Raw genomic sequence first — 20,207 nt, 5'->3', positions numbered from 1 at the left:
GCTCATCCGTTCTTCTTGAGGCCGGACTTCAGCCACAGCTGAAGCAGCCCCCGTTTGGCCCGGCGCAGGGGGCCGTTCTGGGCCGACCCGGCCTGTTTCCATGCCACCAGTTCCTCGACGGCGCGTTCGGGCGTGGTGAACTGGCCGGTGGTGCGGCTGATGTAGCGGGGATAGGCGATCAGGGCAACGGCGACCAGCTCCTCCAGCGTGCCGCGCCGGGTGCGCCGGGGATTGGGAGCCATGTCATGCGTCAGCCCCCAGCCGGAATAGAACGGCTGGCCGTAGCAGGTCACCGGCACCTCGCGCAGCAGCGCCTCGAACCCGATGAGCGAGGTCATTGTGTGCACCTCGTCCACCTGGCCCAGCAGCGACACCAGATCGGCGCTGGTCAGCACCTCGTCGCAATGGCGCGCCGCCGCGTCCTCGCCCCGCCCCGAGCGGCGCAGCCCCGCCACCACGTCCGGGTGCGGCTTGTAAAGGATATAGGCCTCGGGATGGGCGGCGCGCACCGCCTGCAGCAGCTCGATGTTGCGGCGGATGCCGGGGGCGCCATATTCCAGCGAGGCATCGGCCTCGACCTGGCCGGGGACCAGGATCACCCGCACCAGCCCGCCGGGACGCCGCCAGGGACGGGCGGCCAGGTTGTACTTGGTCACCCCTGCCCGCACGATGGCCGCGCGCAGCGCCCGCGCCCGCGGCAGCAGCGCCGGATCGGGGCCCGCCTGCATCAGCGCCTCAAGCCGCGAGGGGCGCGTTGCATCATAGTAGATCCCGCTGTCATCCACCGCCCAGGACAGCGGCCGCACCAGATCCGCCCCCAGCCCCGAGGACCGCAGAAAGCCGTCCTCGATCCGCAGGATGCGGGCATCCGCGGGCAGACCCGCGGGCGTGCGGTTGCCCCACAGCGCCACCGTCGCCCCCGCGGGCACGGCGTGCGGATCGCGCAGGTGGATCACCTCTGACCCTTGCAGGAAATCGCGCAGCACCGGCTGCTTCCAGGGGCTGAAGCCCAGGGCGTATATGCGGGGGGCAAGGGCGGTGCGCATCTGCCGTTGCAGCGCCATGCGGGCGATCGCCTCTTCCGGGGCGGCCGGGCAGCCGCGCTCGGGGTCGGCATAGGCGGGATAGGCGACCAGGGCCGCATGGGCCAGCTGGGCCAGCCCGGCGCCGCCGGCGCGCCGGTCGGGGGCGGGTTTGGCATCCTGCGTCAGGCCCCAGCCGGCATAGAAGGGCATGCCGAAGCAGCGCACCGGAATGCCGTGCAGCAGCGCCTCGAACCCCATCTGAGAGGTCACGGTATAGACCGCGCGGGCCTGCCGGATCAGCCGCACCGGATGGCAGGGCGTGCCGATCACCCGCACCCGCGGCAGCGCCTGCAGCGCCGTCAGGTCGAACTGCCCGGCGCGGGCGCGGGTGAAGACATCGGGATGCACCTTGACCAGGATCTCGGCGCCGGGGTTTTCGTCCAGCGCGGCCTGCAGCATGGCCTGGAAATCCTGCGGCCCGGCGCCGCCCCTTGGCACCGACAGATCACCTGCCACCTGGTCGACCACCAGCACGTAATCCGCAGGCAGCGGGCCGTCATAGTCGCGGGCGCTGTTGAATTTCGACACGTCGGCCCGCCGCCAGGCCAGCGCCAGCGCCAGCCCCCGCGCCTGATCCGCCGATGACAGGGGCGCCGCGATCAGCCGTTCCAGCCGCGAGGGCGCCGCAGCGTCGTAGTAGATCCCGGCATCGTCGAACACCAGCGACACCGACGGATCGCCCCGCCCGACCGAGCGCAGAAAGCCGTCCTCGACCAGCAGGGCCTGCGCGCCGCAGCGCCGCGCCGCAGCCAGCGCCCGCCTGCCGGAGCGGCGCTGGCCCCAGCCATAGATCACCTCGGGGTGGCCCGGCCACAGCCGGGTCTGCACCTGCGGCGGCGCCCCCAGGATGGCGGCCATGGCAGGCGTCCGGCAGAGCTCGATCGAGGTGGCGGTGCGGGCTGGCCGGTCCCCCCCCAGCCGCCGCCAGAGCGAACCCGCCCAGACCCCCGCGCCGCCGATGCGGCGCAGGATCAGTGCCGCACGGCTCATGCGGGGGGCCTTCGGAAAGGCAGCGCCCGGCCCCCCGAGGGGCAGAGCGGATCTGGCATGGCGGGGTCCTGCATGGCTCAGTTGTTCAGATCGTCGACCTTGACCGCCGCGGTGACGAAGGGCGACAGGATGATGTCCATGAACTTGCGCAGCTCGGCCGCCGGTGCGTTGGCGACATAGATCATGTCCTGGTCCTGCATGGCGAAATCGCCCGCCAGGAAGAACGCCTTCGGCGAGCTGAAGTCGATCTGGTAGATCGTCGGCACCCCGGCCGCAGGCCAATGCGCAGGCAGCGCAATGCCCGCCGCCTTCAGCCGCGCCGGCGTTTCATAGCGGAACAGGAAGACGCCCCCGGCATCGGCCAGGTTGTCGTTCAGCCCCCCCACCTGCGCCAGCGCCTGCGCCAGCGTCACATGGCGGGTCTTCAGCTGGTTCAGGCTTTGCTGGCGCACCGCGCCGAAGGCCATGAAGCTGCGCGGCTGGTTCGACACCTGCACCACGTCGCCGGGATGGATCCAGACGTTGTTCGAGGCCTGCCGCACCACCGAATCCAGCCGGATGTCGGCGGTCCGGCCCTGGCGCAGCAGCGTCAGTTCCGTGTCGAAGGCAGGCTGCGCCGGGCCACCGGCCAGCGCCACCGCATCCAGCAGCCGCATCCCGTTCACCGGCACCTCGAACCGCCCCGAGCGCGTCACGTCGCCCTCGACCGACATCTCGCGGCCGACCTTGCCGGTCAGCTCGACCTGGACCTGGGGTTCGACCGCCTTGCCGGCCAGCCCGTCGGCAATCGCCTTGCGGGCATCCCCGACCGAGCGCCCGGCAACCTTGATCTGCCCGACATAGGGGAAGAAGATCGTGCCATCGCTGCCCACCGTGGTGGTGATCGCCGCATTCTTGCTGTCAGTGGTCGAGAACAGCCCGTCCGGAGAGCTTTCCCAGACCGCGATCGACAGCTGGTCCCCCGCCCCGATGATCCGCGCCGATTGCGAGGGGGCATTGCCCTGGAAGGCACGCGGCAGGGCCTGGGCCACAGGTTCGCCCAATTGGTCGGCCAGCGCGGGCGTCAGCGTGACCATGGCAAAATCCCGGGCCAGCGCCTGGGCATTGTCATTATTGGTCAGGGCCAGGTCCACCTTGCTGGGGCCGGTGGCGGGCAGCGTCGAGCAACCGGCCACCGACAGGACAAGGCAAAGCGCTCGCAGCGCCGCAGTTGACGTCATGTACCGACCTTCCGGGGGAGTGCATAGTCCGATGCGGCGCGGGCCGCGGGCAATTCGATCTGGGGCAGCGTGCGGACCGCCCGGCAAACGCTGTGACAGGCCGCCTGCATCCCGGCACGGGCGTAGAAATCGCCGGGCGCCAGGGCTTCGGACTTCAGCCAGGCCAGGAACTGCTTGCGCAGCGGTGCCGGGGCCACGTGACCGCCGGTCCACCAGCGGTCGAAATCGGGATGCCCCTGGGCGCAGGTGGCCAGCGCCGGATGCGCATAGACCGCACGGCCCAGCACCATCAGCGGCCGGCCATGGGCGATTGCCGACAACCCCGAGGTCGAGTTGATGGTGATCATCCCGGCACTGTGGCGCGCCAGCAGCCCGAGCGATCCGGTGTCGATCACGCAGACCCGGTCCTCGACGCCGCAGGCTGCGGCCGTGTCCAGGATCAGCGGCGTCAGGCAGTTGTGGCCGCGCTCCATCGGGTGGGTCTTGAAGACCAGGATCGCGTCCTCGGGCGCGCGGCGCGCGAACGAGGGGATCAGCTCGGCGATCAGCCGCGGAGAGTTCCAGCCGCAGGCCGCAGAGCCCATGTTGCTGTCCGCCGCCACCTGCAACGGCACGATGTAATAGCCGTTGTCATGGCGTTCCAGCAGCTGCTCGATCCGGCGGAAATCGCATTCGCCCTTCAGGATCCGCCGCGTCGCATTGCGGGTCCAGAAAAAGGCCTCGCTCAGCAGCGTCATGCGGCGGTGGTACAGCTCGCGTTGCGGGCCCAGGCCGCACAGGCCGCGCACGGTGTAATAGGCAGCGCCGAACAGGCTCATGCGGCGCAGGTTCGGGCCGGATTTCGCCGGGGCCGGGGTGCGGATTTCGGCGCCCGGGGGCGGCAGGTGCCCCGCCAGGGGCGAAGTGGCATTGTTGCCGCCCTCTTCCACCGTGATGTAGCCGGGGCGGATATAGCCCTCTTCGAGGGAAATCACCCGCACGCCCAGCTCTCGGCAGACCTGTCGGGCGATGCGATGCGCCGGTCGGTCCGAGCCGAACAGGACCACCGTGTCAAAGCGGCCATCCGCCAGCAGCGCCGTCAGCCAGTCCTTCCAGGCATCGGCACCCCCGAAGAAACGGATCATCCGGCGGCGCGCGGCGAACAGCATGTCGCCGACGTTGAAACAGACCCGCCAGGTCTCGATGCCATCGGCGGTCAGCGCCGCCTGAAGATGCTTGAAGAAGGGCCCGACGGGCCCCTGCAGCAGCAACACGCGCGACGGCCGCGCCGTGCTGTCGCCCCCGACCCGAGACACCGTTGCCGGGGCCCTGTCTTTCTGCTTAAGCCGTTGCTCTGCCACTCTTGGTTCCTGTTGCTCGCTCGTCCCCTGCGGGATCTTGGCCTGCCTTGGGCGGACAGCAGAGAGTTAGAGAACTGCACCATGGTTCTCAAGGAAACCCGCGCCTGCGACCACCTGTCTCGGCAGTTCGCCGCCGGAAGGGCAGGCGAACCTCCGCGACTGCCGTGGTTTCGCCCCCCGGCCGGTCCCGGGCCGGCCCATCCGCACAATCCTGGATTGCGGGGCATCTTTCACGATCTGTTGACATGGTTCTAGCCCCCGAACCCGGCAGCGGGCAAGGGGCCGCCCCGCCGATGGGTCGTTTTGCCCCCCAACAGGCAGCCTGATTAAGAAATGTCCCGACCGGCCCGGACCCGTTCAGGGCAATTGCCTGACTCTGGGCCTCTTTTCGGATCGAAAACGCCCCGGAGCGCCGCGAGATCCGGCCACGAAGGCCCCCGCAGACCCGCAAAACACCCCCCCGGCGCCCCGATCCCCCAGAGAGAATGCCCGGAAAACGGGCAGATCTCGCATGGAGGCGTCCCCTGCGCCGCGCGGCAAAGGTTAACCAATCTGACCCCCGCTGCCCCGGCCGCGGGGCGGTGCAGGGAAGGTCCGAAATTTGTTTCCGATTATTTCACGCCCCGTTTCCCTACACGCTGTGGCAGAGCCCGGCACGGGCGGCATCATGCCGAACGCAGACGCACCCCCTGCCCCGCGACCATTGCGCCCACCTGCGCCGCCGCATCAAAGCCATGGGCCCGGAAGACCGCCAGCACGGCCTCGGCCGCCTCGGGGGCGCAGGCGACCAGCAGCCCGCCACTGGTCTGCGGATCGCAGGCCAGCGCCCGGTCGATATCGTCAAGCCCCTCCAGGGCCACCTCGGCGCCGTAGCTGGCCCAGTTGCGCCCCGAAGCACCGGTGATATGCCCCGCGCCTGCCAGTTCGCGGACCTGCGCCAGCAGCGGCACGTCCGACCAGTCGATCACCGCCTGCAGGCCCGATCCCCGCGCGACCTCCAGCGTATGGCCCGCCAGGCCGAAACCGGTGACGTCGGTGATCGCATGGACACCCTCGATGCGCGCCAGTTCGGGGCCCGGCGTGTTCAGCCGGGTCATCGTGTCGATCATCGTGTCGTAAAGATCGGCCGCCAGCAGTTCCTTCTTCAACGCGGCGGAATAGATCCCGACGCCCAGCGGCTTGCCCAGGATCAGCACGTCGCCCGCCTGTGCCTTGTCGTTCTGCTTCATCCGTTTGGGATCGACGATGCCGATGGCGACAAGGCCATAGATCGGCTCGACCGAGTCGATGGTATGGCCGCCGGCCACCGGAATGCCGGCATCGGCCGCAGCCCTGGCGCCGCCTTCCAGGATCTTGCCGATGGTCTCGGGCGACAGGCTGTTGACCGGCATCCCCACCACCGCCAGCGCGAAAAGCGGCGTGCCGCCCATGGCATAGACGTCGGAAATCGCGTTGGTGGCGGCGATGCGGCCGAAATGTTCGGGGTTGTCGACGATCGGCATGAAGAAATCGGTCGTGGCGACGATGGCCTGATCATCGGACAGCCGGTAGACCGCCGCGTCGTCGGAACTGCCGATGCCCACCAGAAGCTCGGGCGGGACAGGCAGCGCCCGGGTGCCCTGCAGCAGGCCCGACAGCACGCCCGGCGCGATCTTGCAGCCGCAGCCGCCCCCATGGCTGAGCGAGGTCAGGCGGGGTTCCAGCGGGGCTTTCGGGCGATCGGTCATGGGCGGGGTCCTTCCGGCAGGGTCAGGGTGGTGACGGTTTCGGCCAGGCGCGCGGCCAGCCCCGGCAGGGCGGCCTCGGACAGGCTGTCGGCCTGCAGCACGGTGACCTGCTGCGGGTCCATCCGGGCGCGGTGGCGCGTATAGGTGGGGTCATAGCGCAGCTCCATCAGGGAGCGCGCCAGCGGGCGCATGTCCCCCGCATCGGCCTGCACATGCCAAAGCGCGATCTGCTCGGCCGAGATGTAGCGGCGCAGCGCGTCGATCGTGTCGTGCAGGCGGGCGGGATCGGCGGCGACATCCGCATAGGCGCGGGTCAGGTAGTCGGCGCGCGCATCCAGCGGGGCCGCGATCTCGATCCGGGGGGCGTCGCGCATTGCCTTCCACAGCGCGGGCGGGATGCGGCAATTGCCGACCTTGGCGCTTTCGGCCTCGACCACCACGGGGCGGGAGGGATCGAGGCGCTGCATCGCCATCGCCAGCGCGGTCTCGAAGCCGCGCTGCTGCGGCTGCGCCCCCATCGCCCCGAACAGCGATCCACGGTGGTTGGCCAGCCCCTCAAGATCCAGCATCTGCACCCCAAGGGCCGGCAGGCGTTTCAGCAGGTCGGTCTTGGCAGATCCGGTATTGCCGTCCAGCAGCACCACCGGCGCCGGGAAGGGCCGGTCATAGAGCGCATCGACCACCAGCCCGCGGAACCGCTTGTAGCCGCCATCGATCCGGTCGACCCGCCAGCCGATCATCTTCAGGATGACCTCGAACGAACCCGACCTCTGGCCGCCGCGCCAGCAGTAGACCAGGGGTTTCCAGCCGCCGTCACGATCCGCCAGCGGCCCCTCAAGGTGGCGCGCGGCATTGCGCGACACCAGCGCCGCCCCCAGCTTGCGTGCCGAGAACGGCGAGACCTGCTTGTAGAGCGTGCCAACGCGGGCGTGCTCTTCCTGATCGAGGACCGGCAGGTTGATGGCGCCGGGCAGGTGATCCTCGGCGAATTCGTTCGGGGTGCGGACGTCGATGATGTCATCGAAGCCGTGATCCAGAAGCTGGGACAGGGACGAAAGCGTGTAGACCATGCCCCGCAGATAGCCGATCCGCCGCGTTACGGAAAGCGTCTCGGTGGCGCGGGCCGGTCAGCCCAGGCCGATGGCCGTGATCCAGGAGGCGATCTCGTCCCGGCTGCCCATCTTCGGGTTCACCATGCCGTCGACCATGAAGGTGGGCGATTCATGGATACCGTTTTGGCGGGCATAGCGGGCGTGCCATTTCAGCACCTTCGTAACCGCGTCCGCCTCGAAGGCGGGGGTCAGATCATGGCCGGCAAGGGCGCTGAGGCGCGCCAGCACCTGCCGCGGCGCATGGTCCAGGTTCGGGCCCTTGCAATGGTCCTCGGCGACGAATTCCTCGCGCCGCTCATGGATCTTGTGCATCAGCGCCAACCCGTCGCCCAGGGCGCATTCCGCCACCACCGCCCGGCACACAATGGCCGAGAACAGGTGCCAGGGCTGCGACTGCAGCCGCACCCGGATGGTCAGCCGGTCCGCCCCGGCGGCCTCCAGCAGGGTCGGCAGCTTGGCCAGGGCGCGGCCGGAATGCGGACAGGTGGGTTCCAGGAAAACCTCCAGCAGCCGGGGGCCGTGGCCGAGGCTCAGCAGGGTGGCGGGGTATTCAAGCGCGTGCATGGCGGATCCTTTGCAATGTCGGCTGCCGTTCAGGGCCGTCGGGCCAGTCTGGGCCATCCGGCCGGCCGCGGCCAGCGCCCGGCGATCACGTTCCGGCGCCTGCCTCGGCTGATTTTTGGGCAGGACACCGCGCGGGGCGGAGGAATTTATTGCAAACTTAAAATATCTTCGCTCATTTGATCAAAGGATCTTGCGCGCCCTGTGCGAATACGCGTCCCTGCCCTGGCGACATCACACCCGGCCCCGAGCCGGGGGCAACGACAGGGACTTCCGATGACATTCCTCAAGACGACTTCGCTGGCCGCAGCCCTTCTGGCCGGCACGGCACTGGCCGCCCCGGCGGCGGATTTCGACTTTGCCGGACCGCTCGACGCCTACACGCTGGACCCGCATGCGATCTCGAACACGCTGGTCTTCGCGCTGCTGCACAACGTCTACGACAGCCTGGTGGAACGCGGCCCCGACCTGAAGCTGGAACCGGGTCTGGCGACCGAATGGTCCCAGGTCGACCCCACCCACTGGGAGTTCAAGCTGCGCCAGGGCGTGACGTTCTCGAACGGCGATGTGTTCAATGCTGACGACGTGGTCTTCTCGTTCGAGCGCGCCAAGAAGGGGGGCATGAAAAGCTACCTTGCCGGGGCCAGCGCCATCGAGAAGGTCGATGACTACACCGTGCGCATCACCACGCCGCAGGTGAACCCGATCCTGCCGAACCAGATCGTCAACTGGCTGATCATGGACAAGGAATGGGCCGAGGCCAACAATGCCGTCGATCCCGGCCAGGCCGACAATTCCGCCGAAAGCTATGCCACGCGCCACGCCATGGGCACCGGCGCCTACACGATCACCGACCGCGACCCGGGCGTGAAGACCGTCTTCACCGCCCGCAAGGACTGGTGGGGCGATCGCACCGGCAATATCGACCAGGCCACCTTCCACGTCATCGCCAATGCCTCGACCCGGGTGGCAGCGCTGCTGTCGGGCGAGGTCGACATGATCGACGACGTGCCGCCCCAGGACACCCAGCGGCTTGAGAAGGCCGAGGGGGTCTCGGTCGTGGCCACGCCCTCGCTGCGGGCGGTCTACCTGCAGCCCGACGTCGCCCGGGACGAGCTGATCTGGGGCAAGGCCAAGGGCAATCCCTTCAAGGATGTCCGCGTCCGCGAGGCGATGGCGCTGGTGATCGACACCAAGGCCATCCAGAAACGCATCATGCGCGGCTATTCCACGCCGCTGGGCCTGCCCATCGCCAACGAGGTCACCGGATCCACCCCGGCGCTGAACACCCCGATCACCCCCGACCTGGCCAAGGCCAAGGAACTGATGAAGGAAGCGGGCTATCCAGACGGTTTCGAGGTGACGCTGGACTGTACCTCGGACCGCTTCATGAACGACGAGGCCACCTGCATGGCGATCGGGTCTTTCCTGGGCCAGATCGGCATCAAGATCACGCCGCGCATCCAGACGACCTCGAAATGGGCGGCGCAGATCAACCCGCCGGGCTACAACACCTCTCTGACGATGGTCAGCTATTCGCCCAATACCTATGACGCGCACCAGTTCCTGCAGGGTCTGGCCGTCACCCGCGATGCCAAGGCCGGGCGCGGCGTCTTCAACATCGGCGGCTATTCCAACCCTGAGGTCGACAAGCTGACCGACGAAATCGGCGCCGAGACCGATCCCGACAAGCGCATGGCCCTGATGACCCAGGCCCTGACGCTGATCAAGAACGACTACGCCTTCCTGCCCATTCACCAGCTGCAGACGCTGTGGGGGGTGCGCGACGGGGTGAAGGTGGTCCAGCAGGCCGACCTGACCTATCCGCTGGCCTGGTTCTCGGTCGACAAATGACGCATCAGCCGGAATTTACCCGCCACCTGGCGCAACTGGTGGCCTTTCCCTCGGTCAGCGCGGTCAGCAACCTTGATCTGGTGGCCCATGTCGAAGGGCTGGCCGCGCAGGCGGGCGGGCGGGTCCGGCGGTTCACCGATGCCTCGGGGACGAAGGCCAGCGTGCTGGTCTCGGTCGGCCCCGAGGCCCCGGGCGGCATCGTGCTGTCCGGGCATACCGATGTGGTCCCGGTCGAGGGCCAGACCTGGACCGGCGACCCTTGGGTGCTGCGCGACAGCGGCACCCGGCTGACCGGGCGCGGCGCCACCGACATGAAGGGCTTTCTGGCCTGCTGTCTGGCGGTGCTGCCGCAGATCGCGCGGCTGGAACTGAAGCGCCCGCTGCACCTGGCCTTTTCCTATGACGAAGAGGTCGGTTGTACCGGCGTGGGCCCCATGGCCGAATGGGTCGGCGCCCACCTGTCGCCGCGCCTTGCGGTGATCGGCGAGGCCACGTCGATGCAGCTGGTCAATGCCCACAAGGGCGGCTGCATCGGCTGGACCCATGTCACCGGCAAGCCGGGGCATTCCTCGCAGCCTGCGCTTGGGGTCAATGCGGTGATGATCGCGGCCGAGCTGATCCACGACCTGACCCTGACCTATCGCGACATGCAGGCGGGGCCGGTCTTTGATGCGCTCGCCCCGCCGCATTCCACCCTGCAGGTCAACCAGATGCAGGGCGGCAGCCATGGCAACATCTTGGCTGAACACGCGAAATTCTTCTGGGAAATGCGCCTGATCCCGGGCCAGACCGACGCCCCCGTGCTGGAACGGATGCGCGCGCGCATCGCCGCGCTGGAACCCGCGATGAAGGCCGTCGATCCCGCCTGCGGCATCCGCCTGGAGATCCTGGCCCGCATCCCGCCGCTGGGGCCCACGGGAGATGCGAGCCTTGAGGCCGAGCTGCTGGCGCTTTTGGGTCAGGACGCCCCCCGCGCGGTCTCTTACGGGACCGAGGCCGGGATCTTTGCCGCCGCCGGCACCCCTTCGGTGGTCATCGGCCCCGGCGACATCCGCGACGCGCACCAGCCGGACGAGGGCATCGACACCGCCCAGATGGCCGCCTGCTGCGCCTTCCTTCTTTCCCTCTGCAAGACACTGACCTGATGCTCTTTCATTCCCTCGAGCGGATCGTGCAGACCCTTGTGGTCCTGCTGATCATCAGCTTCATCGCCTTCCTTCTGGTGGCGGTGCTGGGCGATCCGCTGGGCACGCTGCTGCCCCCCGATGCCACCATGGCCGAACGCCAGGACATGATCCACCGCCTGGCCCTGGACCAGCCGCTGATGCTGCGCTTCTGGCATTTCCTGGTGGGCCTGCTGCATGGCGATTTCGGCATTTCCTACCGGACGCAGGAAAACGTCGGCACCATGATCGCCGAGCGCCTGCCCGCCACCATCGAACTGGCCCTGGCCAGCCTGGTGATCACCGTCCTGATCGGCATCCCGCTGGGGATCCTGTGCGGCGTGCGACCGCAGTCCTGGGCCGCGCGCGGGGTCATGCTGACCTCGATCGCGGGGATCACCCTGCCGAACTTCGTCGTCGGCATCCTGCTGATCGCCGTGTTCTCGACCCAGCTGGGCTGGCTGCCCTCGTTCGGGCGCGGCGACACGGTGATGATCGGCGGCTGGAAGACCGGCCTGCTGACGCTGTCGGGCTGGCGCGCGATCATCCTGCCGGCGATCACGCTGGCGGCCTTCCAGGTCACCTTCGTCATCCGCATGTTGCGCACCCAGCTGATGGAGGTCGGCCAGTCCGAACACATCCGCTTTGCCCGCGCCCGCGGCCTGTCGGAAACCCAGGTCTGGTTCAGCTATGCCATGCGCAACGCGCTGCTGCCCACCGTCACCATGCTGGCGCTGCAACTGGGCAACGTCATCGCCTTTTCCGTCGTGACCGAGGGGGTCTTTGCCTGGCCCGGCGTCGGATCGCTGTTCCTGCAATCCGTGCAGGCCGCCGACATTCCGGTCATCGCCATCTACCTGATCTTCGTGGGGGCCGTCTTCATGATCCTGAACCTGCTGGTCGAACTGGCCTATCCGCTGATCGACCCGCGCCTGAAGGGGAAATCCGCATGAGATCCCTTCTGGACGCCCTGAAAGGCGCTCGCGGGCCGCAGGCCGCCGCGATCCTGCTGCTGCTGCTGGTGGCCTATGCGCTGGTCGCACCGCTGGTCATGGCCGATCCGTTCCAGCTGTCGGGCATGTCGATCCTGAACGCCTTCGCGCCGCCCTTCTGGATGGCCGATGCCCTGCCCGGAATGCCGCTGGGCGCCGATGACCAGGGGCGCAACATGGTCTCGGCACTGGCCTACGGGCTGCGGACCTCGATCCTGGTGGGCTTTGCCTCGGTCGCGATCGGGCTGGTGATCGGCGGTGCGCTTGGCCTGATCGCGGGCTTCCGCGGCGGCCGGATCGACGCGCTGATCATGCGCGCGGCCGATGTGCAGCTGGCCTATCCGGCGCTGCTGCTGGCCATGGTGATCGACGGCGTGGCCTCGGCGGTGATGGGCCAGCAACGCCCCGTGGGCGTGGCCATCGCCATCGTCGTCTTCTCGATCGGCATCGCCTTCTGGGTGCAATATGCCCGCACCATCCGATCCTCGGTCATGGTCGAGCGTGAACAGGACTATGTGGCCGCCGCCCGCATCACCGGGCGCTCGGGCACCGCGATCCTGCTGCGCCACATCCTGCCCAACGTCATGGCGCCGGTGCTGGTGATCGCCACGATCAACCTGGGCCTGGCCATCATCACCGAGGCCACGCTGTCGTTCCTGGGGATCGGCATTCCGCCCACCTATCCCTCGCTCGGGGCGCTGATCCGCAACGGCAACGACTTCCTGCAATCGGGGGAATGGTGGATCTCGGCCTGGCCCTGCCTGGTGCTGGTGGTGCTGGTGATCTCGGTCAACGTGCTGGGCGACCACCTGCGCGACCATTTCAACCCCAAGATCCGGGGGCGCGCATGACCGATACCCTGCTTGAGGTCAGGAACCTCTCTGTCACCCTGACCCGCGACGGCTCCGCCCTGCCGGTCCTGAGCGACGTTTCCTTCGACGTGCACCGGGGCGAGGTGCTGGGCATCGTCGGCGAAAGCGGCGCGGGCAAGTCGATGACCGGTGCGGCCGTGATCGACCTGATCGTGCCGCCGATCCGGCGCAGCGGCGGCACCGTCACCCTGGCGGGCACGCGGCTGGACACGCTGACGCCGAAAGAGATGCGCCGGATCCGCGGCGGCCGCATCGGCTATATCTTCCAGGACCCGATGACCAGCCTGAACCCGGTGCTGTCGATCGGGCGGCAATTGTGCGACACCATGCGCCGCCACCTGCCCCTGACCCGGGCCGAGGCGAAGGCCCGGGCGCTTGCCTGGATCGCCCGGGTGGGCCTGCCCGATCCCGCCCGCGTCTTTGCCGCCGCCCCGCACGAGCTGTCGGGCGGCCAGCGCCAGCGCATCGTCATCGCCCTTGCGCTCTGCGCGGAACCGGAACTGGTCATCGCGGACGAACCGACCACCGCGCTCGACGTGTCGGTGCAGGCGCATATGCTGCAACTGCTGCGCGATCTGCACCGGGAAACCGGCGTCTCGATGATCCTGATCACCCATGACCTGGGGGTCATTGCCAAGATGGCCGACCGGGTGGCGGTGGTCTATGCCGGGCGGCTGGTGGAAACCGGCCCGACGGCGCAGGTCATGGCCGCCCCCGCCCATCCCTATACCGCGGGCCTGATGGCCGCGACGCCCACCGAAGGGCCCGGGGGGCGGATGCAGGTGCAGGCCATCCCCGGCGCCATGCCCGGCCTTGGCGCCCTGCCCTCGGGCTGCGCCTTCCATCCCCGCTGTGCCCATGCCCACCCCGACTGCGCCCTGACCCGGCCCGAGCTGTCGCAGGGCGCAGCCTGCCTTCACCCCCTGCCCCGCCCGGAGGCCCGCCATGAGCCAGCCTGAAGTCCTAGTCCTGCACGAGGTCTCGAAGACCTTCGGCGGCCGCGCCTCGGCGTTGCAACGGCTGACCGGGCAGACCCGCCCCGGCCTGCGCGCGGTGCGTGACGTCAGCCTGACCATCCATCGCGGCGAAGTCGTGGGGCTGGTCGGCGAAAGCGGCTGCGGCAAGTCCACGCTGGCGCGCATTGCCGCCGGGCTGATGCCCCCTTCGGGCGGCGACATCGGCCGCGGCCCCGATGGCCTGCGCGAACAGATGATCTTTCAGGATCCGTTCTCGTCGCTCAATCCGCGCTGGCGGGTGCGCGACATCGTGGCCGAACCCATCCGCACCCACCGCCTGCGCCCGCCCGCGCAGATCGCGGCCCGGGTGGCGGAACTGCTGGAACAGGTGGGCCTTTCGGCCGCCGATGCCGAGAAATTCCCGCAGGCCTTTTCCGGCGGCCAGCGGCAGCGGATCTCGATCGCGCGGGCGCTGGCGGGGGAACCCGATTTCCTGATTTTGGACGAGCCCACCTCGGCGCTGGATGTGTCGGTTCAGGCGCAGATCCTGACGCTGCTGAAGGATCTGCAGACGCGGCTGAACCTGACCTCGCTCTTCATCACCCACAACCTGCCGGTGGTGCGGCTGATGGCCGACCGCATCGGCGTCATGTATCTGGGCGAGCTGGTCGAACTGGCCCCGGCCGAGCAGATCTTTGCCAGCCCCCGCCACCCCTATACCCGGCTGCTGATCCGGGCGGCGCCGGATCTGGATGCCAGCGACCGGCGGCTGTTCCCGATCCCGGGCGATCTGCCCGATCCCTCGAACCCGCCGTCGGGCTGCACCTTCCGCACCCGTTGCCCCTTCGCCACCGAACTGTGCGCCCGGGAACGCCCGACCATGCGCCGCGACGCCGGACGCGAACTGCGCTGCCATTACGATCTGGACCTGAGCGCCCCCGACGGGGCCGCGCAGGCGCCCCTCTGACCCTCAGGAAGACCCCATGAAACGATCCGACCTTGATCCCGCCAGCGCCCTGGCCCGCGTGCGCGGCGCCCTTGTCGACCTGGAGACCGAGAACATCGCCCTGCTGGCGGAACGCGCCGCCGGCATCGATGACCTGATCCAGCTCTGGTATGGCGAGGGCGATCTGGTGACGCCCCTGCACATCCGCCAGGCCGCCATCGACAGCCTGACCCGGGGCGAGACCTTCTATGTGCCGCAGATGGCGGGCCGCCCGGACCTGTCGGCGGCGCTGTCGGCCTACCAGTCGCGCCTGCACGGCATCGACCTGGGGACCGAGCGCAGCACCGTCACCCCCGGCGGGATGCAGGCGGTGCACCTGGCCATGGCCCTGATGCTGGAGCCCGGCACCAACGCCGTCTATGTCGAACCGCAATGGCCCAACATCCGTCAGGCGATCCTGATGACCGGCGCCGAGGCCCGCCCCGTGGCGCTGGACATGGTCGAGGGCAACTGGCAGCTGGACCTGCAGAAGGTCTTCGATGCCTGCGATGCACGGACCCGGGCGATCGTGTTCTCGTCTCCGTCGAACCCCTGCGGCTGGATGGCCGACCGCGCGCTTTACGACGAGCTGGTCGCGTTTTCCCGCCGCACCGGCATCTGGATCATCAGCGACGAGGTCTATGCCCGCCTGGTGCCGGGCCAGGCCGCGCCCTCGCTGCTGCAATCGGCGGGGCCGGATGATCTGGCCTTGTGCATCAACGGCTTCTCGAAGGCCTGGGCGATGACCGGCTGGCGGATCGGCTGGCTGAACCATCCCGCATCCGTCGCCCCCACGGTGCGGGCGATGACGCAATACCTGAACTCGGGCACCTCGCCCTTCGTGCAGGCGGGTGCGGTTGCGGCACTGGAACAGGGCGAAGAGACCGTGGCCACGGTGCGCGACCGCTGCCGCGCGGGCCTTGATGCCGCCTACGAGATCCTCGGCCGGTCGCAGCGCATCGTTTTGCCCGCGAAACCGGGCGGCGGCATGTATGCCTTCTTCCGCATCGAGGACGAGCCCGACGCCACCGCCTTCTGTGCCAAGATGGTCACCGAGGCCCATGTGGGCCTGGCGCCCGGCGGCCTGTTCGGCGCGCCCTTCCGCGGCTACGTGCGCATGTGCATCGCCCGCGAGACCCACAAGATCGAGACCGCCTGCGAACGGGTGCTGGCGGCGCTGTGATCAGGGGGGGCCCCGCCGGTCAGGCGGGGACCCTACTTTCAGGCGGGGATCCTGTCGGATCCCAGATCCCAGAAGATCCCCGCCATCAGCGCCAGCCCTTCGCGGGCGATCGACACCGGCAGGTGTTCATCGGCGCCATGCTGGCGGCAGCCGGGATAGGAATGCGGCACCCAGATCGTCGGCATCTTCAGGAGGTCGGTAAAGATCCAGTTCGGCAGCGAGCCCCCGATATTGGGCAGCACCACCGGCGCCCTTCCTGCCGTTTCCGTCATCGAGCCGATGACAAAGCGCACCCAGGGCCCGTCCAGATCGGCCCGGCTGGCCGGGAAAGAGGCATCGGGCGACGGCACGATCTGCACCCGCTGAAAGCCATGGGCATCCAGATGGCGGCGCACCGCGGGCAGCACGTCATCGGTATCGACCCCCACCGGATGGCGCAGCTGCAGACGGCATTTCGCCCAAGGCGGAATGGCATAGAGGGGCTTGGCGATATTGCCGACCTCGATCTCCATCACCTCAAGCGTGGACCAGGCATAGACGCGCTCGGGGGCGCTCAGGCCCGGGGCGCCCCACCAGGGATCAAGGGGCGGATCGTCGGGGGTGGGTTCGATCACGCAGTCCTTCAGGGCGGCGCGGACGTTTTCGGGGATAGTGCCCGGGGTCAGTTCCGGCACCAGGCATTCGCCGGTCGGCCCGATCAGGCTGGCGATGGCATGGGACAGTTCCACCCCGGGGTTGGCGATCAGACCGCCCCAGTTGCCGGAATGGTGGTAGCCCTCGCGGGCGGTGATTTCCAGGTGGATGTTGATCCCCCCGCGCGAGCCCAGGAAGACCGTCGGTTCCTCCAGCCCCATACGCGGCCCGTCCGAGGCGATCAGCAGGTCGGCCGCCAGCGCATCGGCATTGTCGCGGCAGATCGCATCCAGCGCGGGAGAGCCGTATTCCTCGCCCATCTCGACCAGGTATTTCAGGTTAAAGCCCAGGTGGCCGCGGGTCTGCAGCACGGCCTCCAGCGCGCCAAGATTGACCGACAGCTGCCCCTTGTTGTCGGCGGTGCCGCGACCGTACCAGCGGCCCTCGCGCAGGGTCATCTCGAACGGGTGCAGCCCCTCGGCCCAGGCACCGTCAAGGCCCGTCACCACGTCGCCATGGCCATACATCAGCACCGTCGGGCGCGCGGGGTCCTCGATCCGCTCGGCCAGCAGGAAGGGCCCCGGGGCGCCTTCGTGGCGCAGCACCCGGCTGCTGAAGCCCAGACGGTCAAACAGCGGGATCATCTCTTCGGTCAGGAAGCGGTCCAGGTCGGGCCAGTGCGCCTGCTCGCGAGAGACGGTGGGCATGGCGACGCGGCGCGCCAGGTCGGCCTCGAAGCGGCCATTGTCGATCTGGTCCAGCGCAGCGGCAATCGCCGCCTGCCGCCCGGAGGGGTGCACAGTCATCAGGGAGCCTTTCGTGGGGGCTTAGCGATCCGCGGTCTCGGCCGCGCGCAGGAAGCGCGTCAGCAGGTCACGGGTCGAGGAAATGTCGCCAGCCATCGCCGCACGAAAGCCCACCCGGTCACCGGCATCGAAGGCCGCCAGCATCTCGGTATGGTGTTCGTTCAGGTGGTGGCGGTAGCTGGTCTTCAAAAGCTCGCTCATCCGGTCCGACAGGAAACGCACGTAGCAGCCCGAGCGCAGCCAGAGGTTCTCGATCTGCGACAACAGAACGTCGTTGCCGGCGGCGGCATAGAGGCGGAAGTGGAAGTCGCGGTTGGCCTGCAGCATGGCGGTGATGTCGCCGGTTTCCGCAGTGGCGGAATGGCGCAGGTTGATCACCTCCAGCTCGGCCCGGTCGAGGCGGCTCAGCCGGTCGAAGGCCAGTTCCGCAGTGGCGGGTTCGACGATCAGGCGGGCCTCGGTGATCTGCGCCAGCTCGTCGGGGTCAAGATCGGGCACATAGGCCGTCCCCGAAGGCGAGATCCGCAGCGCATTCTGCGCCGCCAGACGGCGCAGCGCCTCGCGTACGGGCATGTGCGAGGTGGCAAAGGTCTCGGCCAGGGCGGCAATGGTGAAGGTCTGGCCGGCGCCGAAGACGCCGTTGATCAGCGCCTCGCGCAGCTGGGCATGAACCTGGTCCTGCACGGTGTGGCGCTGGCTGACAGGGCGGAATTCCGGGGCCAGGGGCATGTCTCTCTCGGTCGGCTGCTTCGGTCCGACCAGATTGCCGGCCAAGATCTTTTGATCAAACGGAAACGTCCAGATCGCGCGCCCAGGCAATCATTCTGCCCCATTCTGCAGCCCGCAGGGCCCGGGGCTGCTGAATTTCTGGACGTCCGCGCGGGGGATGGCCCCCCGCGCGGGCCGGGATCAGCGGAAGGCCCAGTCGGGTTTGAACTGGTACATCCAGGTTTCGGTCAGCGGTTTGCCGTCCAGTTCCAGATACATGCGCAGATCGGCCAGCTGGCCGGGCTGCAACGCCAGGTCGAAATTCGCCTGCCAGACATTGCCGTTGGGCACCGGCACCGAGAAGGTGCGGCTGATCTCGCCGGCCGAGGTCGTCACCATCACCTTCGGGAAGACGCCGTAGGGGATCTGCTGCATCACCGAGGGGCGGTCGAATTCCACGGCAAAGTGGTAGACATCCGCCGGACGCGCATGGCCGGGCTGGCCGCCGCGGCCGATCCGGGTGGCGCGGGTCTGGGCGATGTTGGTGGCCACGAAGGGTTCGGTGTTCTGCCAGTACAGGCGATAGTGCAGGTCGTAGCTGCTGCCCTTGGTGGCATTGCCCTCGGGGACCCAGAAGGCACCGATGTTGTCGTTGATCTCGTCGTCGGTGGGGATTTCCATCAGCTGGATGGCGCCCTTGCCCAGCGGCTTGACGGGTTCCGCCCACAGGCAGGGCCGGCGGTCGTAATAGACGCCGTCCAGGTAGTGGTCAAAGTTGCGGTCGCGCTGCAGCAGGCCAAAGCCCTTGGGGTTCTCGTCCCCGAAGGCCGAGACCCGCGTGCCGTCGGGATTGTTGAGCGGCCGCCAGATGCGCTCGCCCGAGCCCGCCCACATCGCCAGACCGTCGCTGTCGTGGACCTCGGGGCGCCAGTCGGTCAGCCGCTCGCGGCCGTATTCGCCGAACCAGAACATCGAGGTCATCGGCATCAGGCCAAGGCGGCCCACGTCCTCGCGCAGGAAGACCTTGGCCTCGACCTCCATCTGGACGCCCTTGGTGCGGTCGAGGCCGCGGGTCATGCGGATCCGGTAGGCGCCAGTGACACTGGGCCCGTCCAGCAGCGCATAGACCGTGACCGGGGTGTCGGGCGTGGCGCCGGGCTGTTCCTCGATGTAGAACTCCTTGAAATCGGGGAATTCTTCGGGGGCGTCGGGCAGGGCTGCGTTGATCACGATGCCACGGGCCGACAGGCCGTACTGGCCATCCGCCCCGATCGCGCGGAAATAGCTGGCGCCCTGGAAGGCGACCCAGTCCTGTTTCACCCAGTCGTCCTGGCTGTACCATTCCTGCAACCGGAAGCCCGCGAAACCGGCATCGGCCGACAGCTTGCGGGCGGGGTTGTCCTCGGGCATGTCGAAGATCGAGGGGTCGTAATGCACCTCCGAGGCGCTGCCGTTCTCGACCACATACATGCGCACGCGCTTGGGGGCGTACATGCCCAGAGGGAAGAACTCCAGCGGGTAGCCCTTGATGTCGCCGGTGCCGGGCTGCCCCGAGAACCGCGCGGTCGAGGTGCGGAAGACCAGCTCGCCCTTGCGTTGGTAGGTGATCTGTTGGACGATCTCGGGGTCGGGCAGCAGCGGGGCGGCATAGGGGGCGCCGGCCATGGCACGGGCGCGCTCGGTCAGGGCATCGAAGCTGAAGGGCTGGTCGGCGGCCTGCGCCCGCAGCGGCAGGGAGGGCAGCATCAGCCCCCCCGCCAGAAGGGTCGCACCGCGCAGAAGGGCTCGTCTGTTCATCATCTCGGTCGGTTCCGGGCCTGTGCCTGTGGAATGGGATGTCGGGCCGACGATATGGCACGGCGCGCCGAAACCTCAATGACTTCCCCACGAAGCCGTGAACGGATCCCCGCCGACGGTGCAATGCCGCCTCACCCGCGCGGCGGGGCGGGCGGATCACCGCCGGGCCGCGTCAAGATGTCGGGCGGGCGGCGGTTGCGGCGGCGGGGCGATGGGTCTCTAC

The 20,207-nt window shown here is 68.6% G+C and carries 16 protein-coding genes; 7 read left to right on the top strand and 9 right to left on the bottom strand.

Going from position 1 to position 20,207, the window contains the following annotated elements:
- Nucleotides 1-2: 2 nt before the first annotated feature.
- From AC2ITM_RS03855 to AC2ITM_RS03830, 6 genes are all read right to left on the bottom strand, one after another.
- Entirely contained in the window at nt 3-2,075 is a 2,073-nt protein-coding gene (locus AC2ITM_RS03855) for a capsular polysaccharide biosynthesis protein (RefSeq protein ID WP_486468513.1), read from the bottom strand.
- 77 nt (nt 2,076-2,152) lie between these two features.
- The gene (locus AC2ITM_RS03850; protein WP_486468512.1) at nt 2,153-3,295 is read right to left on the bottom strand and encodes a polysaccharide biosynthesis/export family protein; all 1,143 of its coding nucleotides are present in this window, start codon (nt 3,293-3,295) and stop codon (nt 2,153-2,155) included.
- Nucleotides 3,292-4,548 carry a capsular polysaccharide export protein, LipB/KpsS family gene (locus AC2ITM_RS03845; protein ID WP_486468511.1) on the bottom strand — a complete coding sequence of 419 codons (1,257 nt, stop codon included), beginning with the start codon at nt 4,546-4,548 and terminating at the stop codon, nt 3,292-3,294. The genes AC2ITM_RS03850 and AC2ITM_RS03845 overlap by 4 nt, the downstream gene beginning before the upstream one ends.
- 752 nt (nt 4,549-5,300) lie before the next feature.
- Nucleotides 5,301-6,362, bottom strand: coding sequence for a selenide, water dikinase SelD (selD, locus tag AC2ITM_RS03840; protein WP_486468510.1), 1,062 nt, complete (start codon nt 6,360-6,362; stop codon nt 5,301-5,303).
- Nucleotides 6,359-7,432 carry a tRNA 2-selenouridine(34) synthase MnmH gene (mnmH, locus tag AC2ITM_RS03835; RefSeq protein ID WP_486468509.1) on the bottom strand — a complete coding sequence of 358 codons (1,074 nt, stop codon included), beginning with the start codon at nt 7,430-7,432 and terminating at the stop codon, nt 6,359-6,361. The genes selD and mnmH overlap by 4 nt, the downstream gene beginning before the upstream one ends.
- Nucleotides 7,433-7,489: 57 nt before the next feature.
- Complete coding sequence (locus AC2ITM_RS03830; RefSeq protein WP_486468508.1) at nt 7,490-8,038, bottom strand: DsbA family protein; 549 nt, start codon at nt 8,036-8,038, stop codon at nt 7,490-7,492.
- 273 nt (nt 8,039-8,311) lie between these two features.
- Between AC2ITM_RS03830 and AC2ITM_RS03825 the strand changes: the two genes are divergently transcribed.
- From AC2ITM_RS03825 to AC2ITM_RS03795, 7 genes are read left to right on the top strand one after another with little or no spacing between them, the layout of a single operon-like run.
- Entirely contained in the window at nt 8,312-9,889 is a 1,578-nt protein-coding gene (locus tag AC2ITM_RS03825; protein ID WP_486468507.1) for an ABC transporter substrate-binding protein, read from the top strand.
- Nucleotides 9,886-11,034 carry an acetylornithine deacetylase gene (gene argE / locus AC2ITM_RS03820; protein WP_486468506.1) on the top strand — a complete coding sequence of 383 codons (1,149 nt, stop codon included), beginning with the start codon at nt 9,886-9,888 and terminating at the stop codon, nt 11,032-11,034. Before AC2ITM_RS03825 ends, argE begins: the two co-directional genes overlap by 4 nt.
- Entirely contained in the window at nt 11,034-12,005 is a 972-nt protein-coding gene (locus AC2ITM_RS03815) for an ABC transporter permease (protein WP_486468505.1), read from the top strand. Before argE ends, AC2ITM_RS03815 begins: the two co-directional genes overlap by 1 nt.
- Complete coding sequence (locus AC2ITM_RS03810) at nt 12,002-12,895, top strand: ABC transporter permease (RefSeq protein ID WP_486468504.1); 894 nt, start codon at nt 12,002-12,004, stop codon at nt 12,893-12,895. Before AC2ITM_RS03815 ends, AC2ITM_RS03810 begins: the two co-directional genes overlap by 4 nt.
- Complete coding sequence (locus AC2ITM_RS03805) at nt 12,892-13,875, top strand: ABC transporter ATP-binding protein (protein WP_486468503.1); 984 nt, start codon at nt 12,892-12,894, stop codon at nt 13,873-13,875. Before AC2ITM_RS03810 ends, AC2ITM_RS03805 begins: the two co-directional genes overlap by 4 nt.
- Entirely contained in the window at nt 13,862-14,839 is a 978-nt protein-coding gene (locus AC2ITM_RS03800; RefSeq protein WP_486468502.1) for an ABC transporter ATP-binding protein, read from the top strand. The genes AC2ITM_RS03805 and AC2ITM_RS03800 overlap by 14 nt, the downstream gene beginning before the upstream one ends.
- A 16-nt stretch (nt 14,840-14,855) precedes the next feature.
- Entirely contained in the window at nt 14,856-16,040 is a 1,185-nt protein-coding gene (locus AC2ITM_RS03795) for an aminotransferase class I/II-fold pyridoxal phosphate-dependent enzyme (RefSeq protein WP_486468501.1), read from the top strand.
- 38 nt (nt 16,041-16,078) lie between these two features.
- Here the strand turns inward: AC2ITM_RS03795 and AC2ITM_RS03790 are convergent, their stop codons facing one another.
- From AC2ITM_RS03790 to AC2ITM_RS03780, 3 genes are all read right to left on the bottom strand, one after another.
- Nucleotides 16,079-17,479 (bottom strand): M20/M25/M40 family metallo-hydrolase, encoded by a 1,401-nt coding sequence (locus AC2ITM_RS03790; protein ID WP_486468500.1) that lies wholly within the window; start codon nt 17,477-17,479, stop codon nt 16,079-16,081.
- 21 nt (nt 17,480-17,500) lie between these two features.
- Nucleotides 17,501-18,208, bottom strand: a complete 708-nt coding sequence (locus AC2ITM_RS03785) for a GntR family transcriptional regulator (protein ID WP_486468499.1) — start codon at nt 18,206-18,208, stop codon at nt 17,501-17,503.
- Nucleotides 18,209-18,388: 180 nt separating this feature from the next.
- Complete coding sequence (locus AC2ITM_RS03780; RefSeq protein ID WP_486468498.1) at nt 18,389-19,987, bottom strand: OpgD/OpgG family glucan biosynthesis protein; 1,599 nt, start codon at nt 19,985-19,987, stop codon at nt 18,389-18,391.
- Nucleotides 19,988-20,207 lie beyond the last annotated feature (220 nt).

Source organism: Pseudooceanicola sp. NS-SX9 (genome assembly GCF_057380705.1).
The sequence above is the reverse complement of the archived record's forward strand: the minus strand, read 5'-3'. Positions and strand labels throughout refer to the sequence as shown.

What these genes read in the sequence shown, in the direction of transcription:
- AC2ITM_RS03850 (WP_486468512.1), bottom strand. Translation starts at nt 3,295, where the DNA reads ATGACGTCAACTGCGGCGCTGCGAGCGCTTTGCCTTGTCCTGTCGGTG.
- mnmH (WP_486468509.1), bottom strand. Translation starts at nt 7,432, where the DNA reads ATGGTCTACACGCTTTCGTCCCTGTCCCAGCTTCTGGATCACGGCTTC.
- AC2ITM_RS03785 (WP_486468499.1), bottom strand. Translation starts at nt 18,208, where the DNA reads ATGCCCCTGGCCCCGGAATTCCGCCCTGTCAGCCAGCGCCACACCGTG.
- AC2ITM_RS03780 (WP_486468498.1), bottom strand. Translation starts at nt 19,987, where the DNA reads ATGATGAACAGACGAGCCCTTCTGCGCGGTGCGACCCTTCTGGCGGGG.
- AC2ITM_RS03810 (WP_486468504.1), top strand. Translation starts at nt 12,002, where the DNA reads ATGAGATCCCTTCTGGACGCCCTGAAAGGCGCTCGCGGGCCGCAGGCC.
- AC2ITM_RS03790 (WP_486468500.1), bottom strand. Translation starts at nt 17,479, where the DNA reads ATGACTGTGCACCCCTCCGGGCGGCAGGCGGCGATTGCCGCTGCGCTG.
- selD (WP_486468510.1), bottom strand. Translation starts at nt 6,362, where the DNA reads ATGACCGATCGCCCGAAAGCCCCGCTGGAACCCCGCCTGACCTCGCTC.
- AC2ITM_RS03825 (WP_486468507.1), top strand. Translation starts at nt 8,312, where the DNA reads ATGACATTCCTCAAGACGACTTCGCTGGCCGCAGCCCTTCTGGCCGGC.
- AC2ITM_RS03815 (WP_486468505.1), top strand. Translation starts at nt 11,034, where the DNA reads ATGCTCTTTCATTCCCTCGAGCGGATCGTGCAGACCCTTGTGGTCCTG.
- AC2ITM_RS03800 (WP_486468502.1), top strand. Translation starts at nt 13,862, where the DNA reads ATGAGCCAGCCTGAAGTCCTAGTCCTGCACGAGGTCTCGAAGACCTTC.
- AC2ITM_RS03855 (WP_486468513.1), bottom strand. Translation starts at nt 2,075, where the DNA reads ATGAGCCGTGCGGCACTGATCCTGCGCCGCATCGGCGGCGCGGGGGTC.
- argE (WP_486468506.1), top strand. Translation starts at nt 9,886, where the DNA reads ATGACGCATCAGCCGGAATTTACCCGCCACCTGGCGCAACTGGTGGCC.
- AC2ITM_RS03830 (WP_486468508.1), bottom strand. Translation starts at nt 8,038, where the DNA reads ATGCACGCGCTTGAATACCCCGCCACCCTGCTGAGCCTCGGCCACGGC.
- AC2ITM_RS03805 (WP_486468503.1), top strand. Translation starts at nt 12,892, where the DNA reads ATGACCGATACCCTGCTTGAGGTCAGGAACCTCTCTGTCACCCTGACC.
- AC2ITM_RS03795 (WP_486468501.1), top strand. Translation starts at nt 14,856, where the DNA reads ATGAAACGATCCGACCTTGATCCCGCCAGCGCCCTGGCCCGCGTGCGC.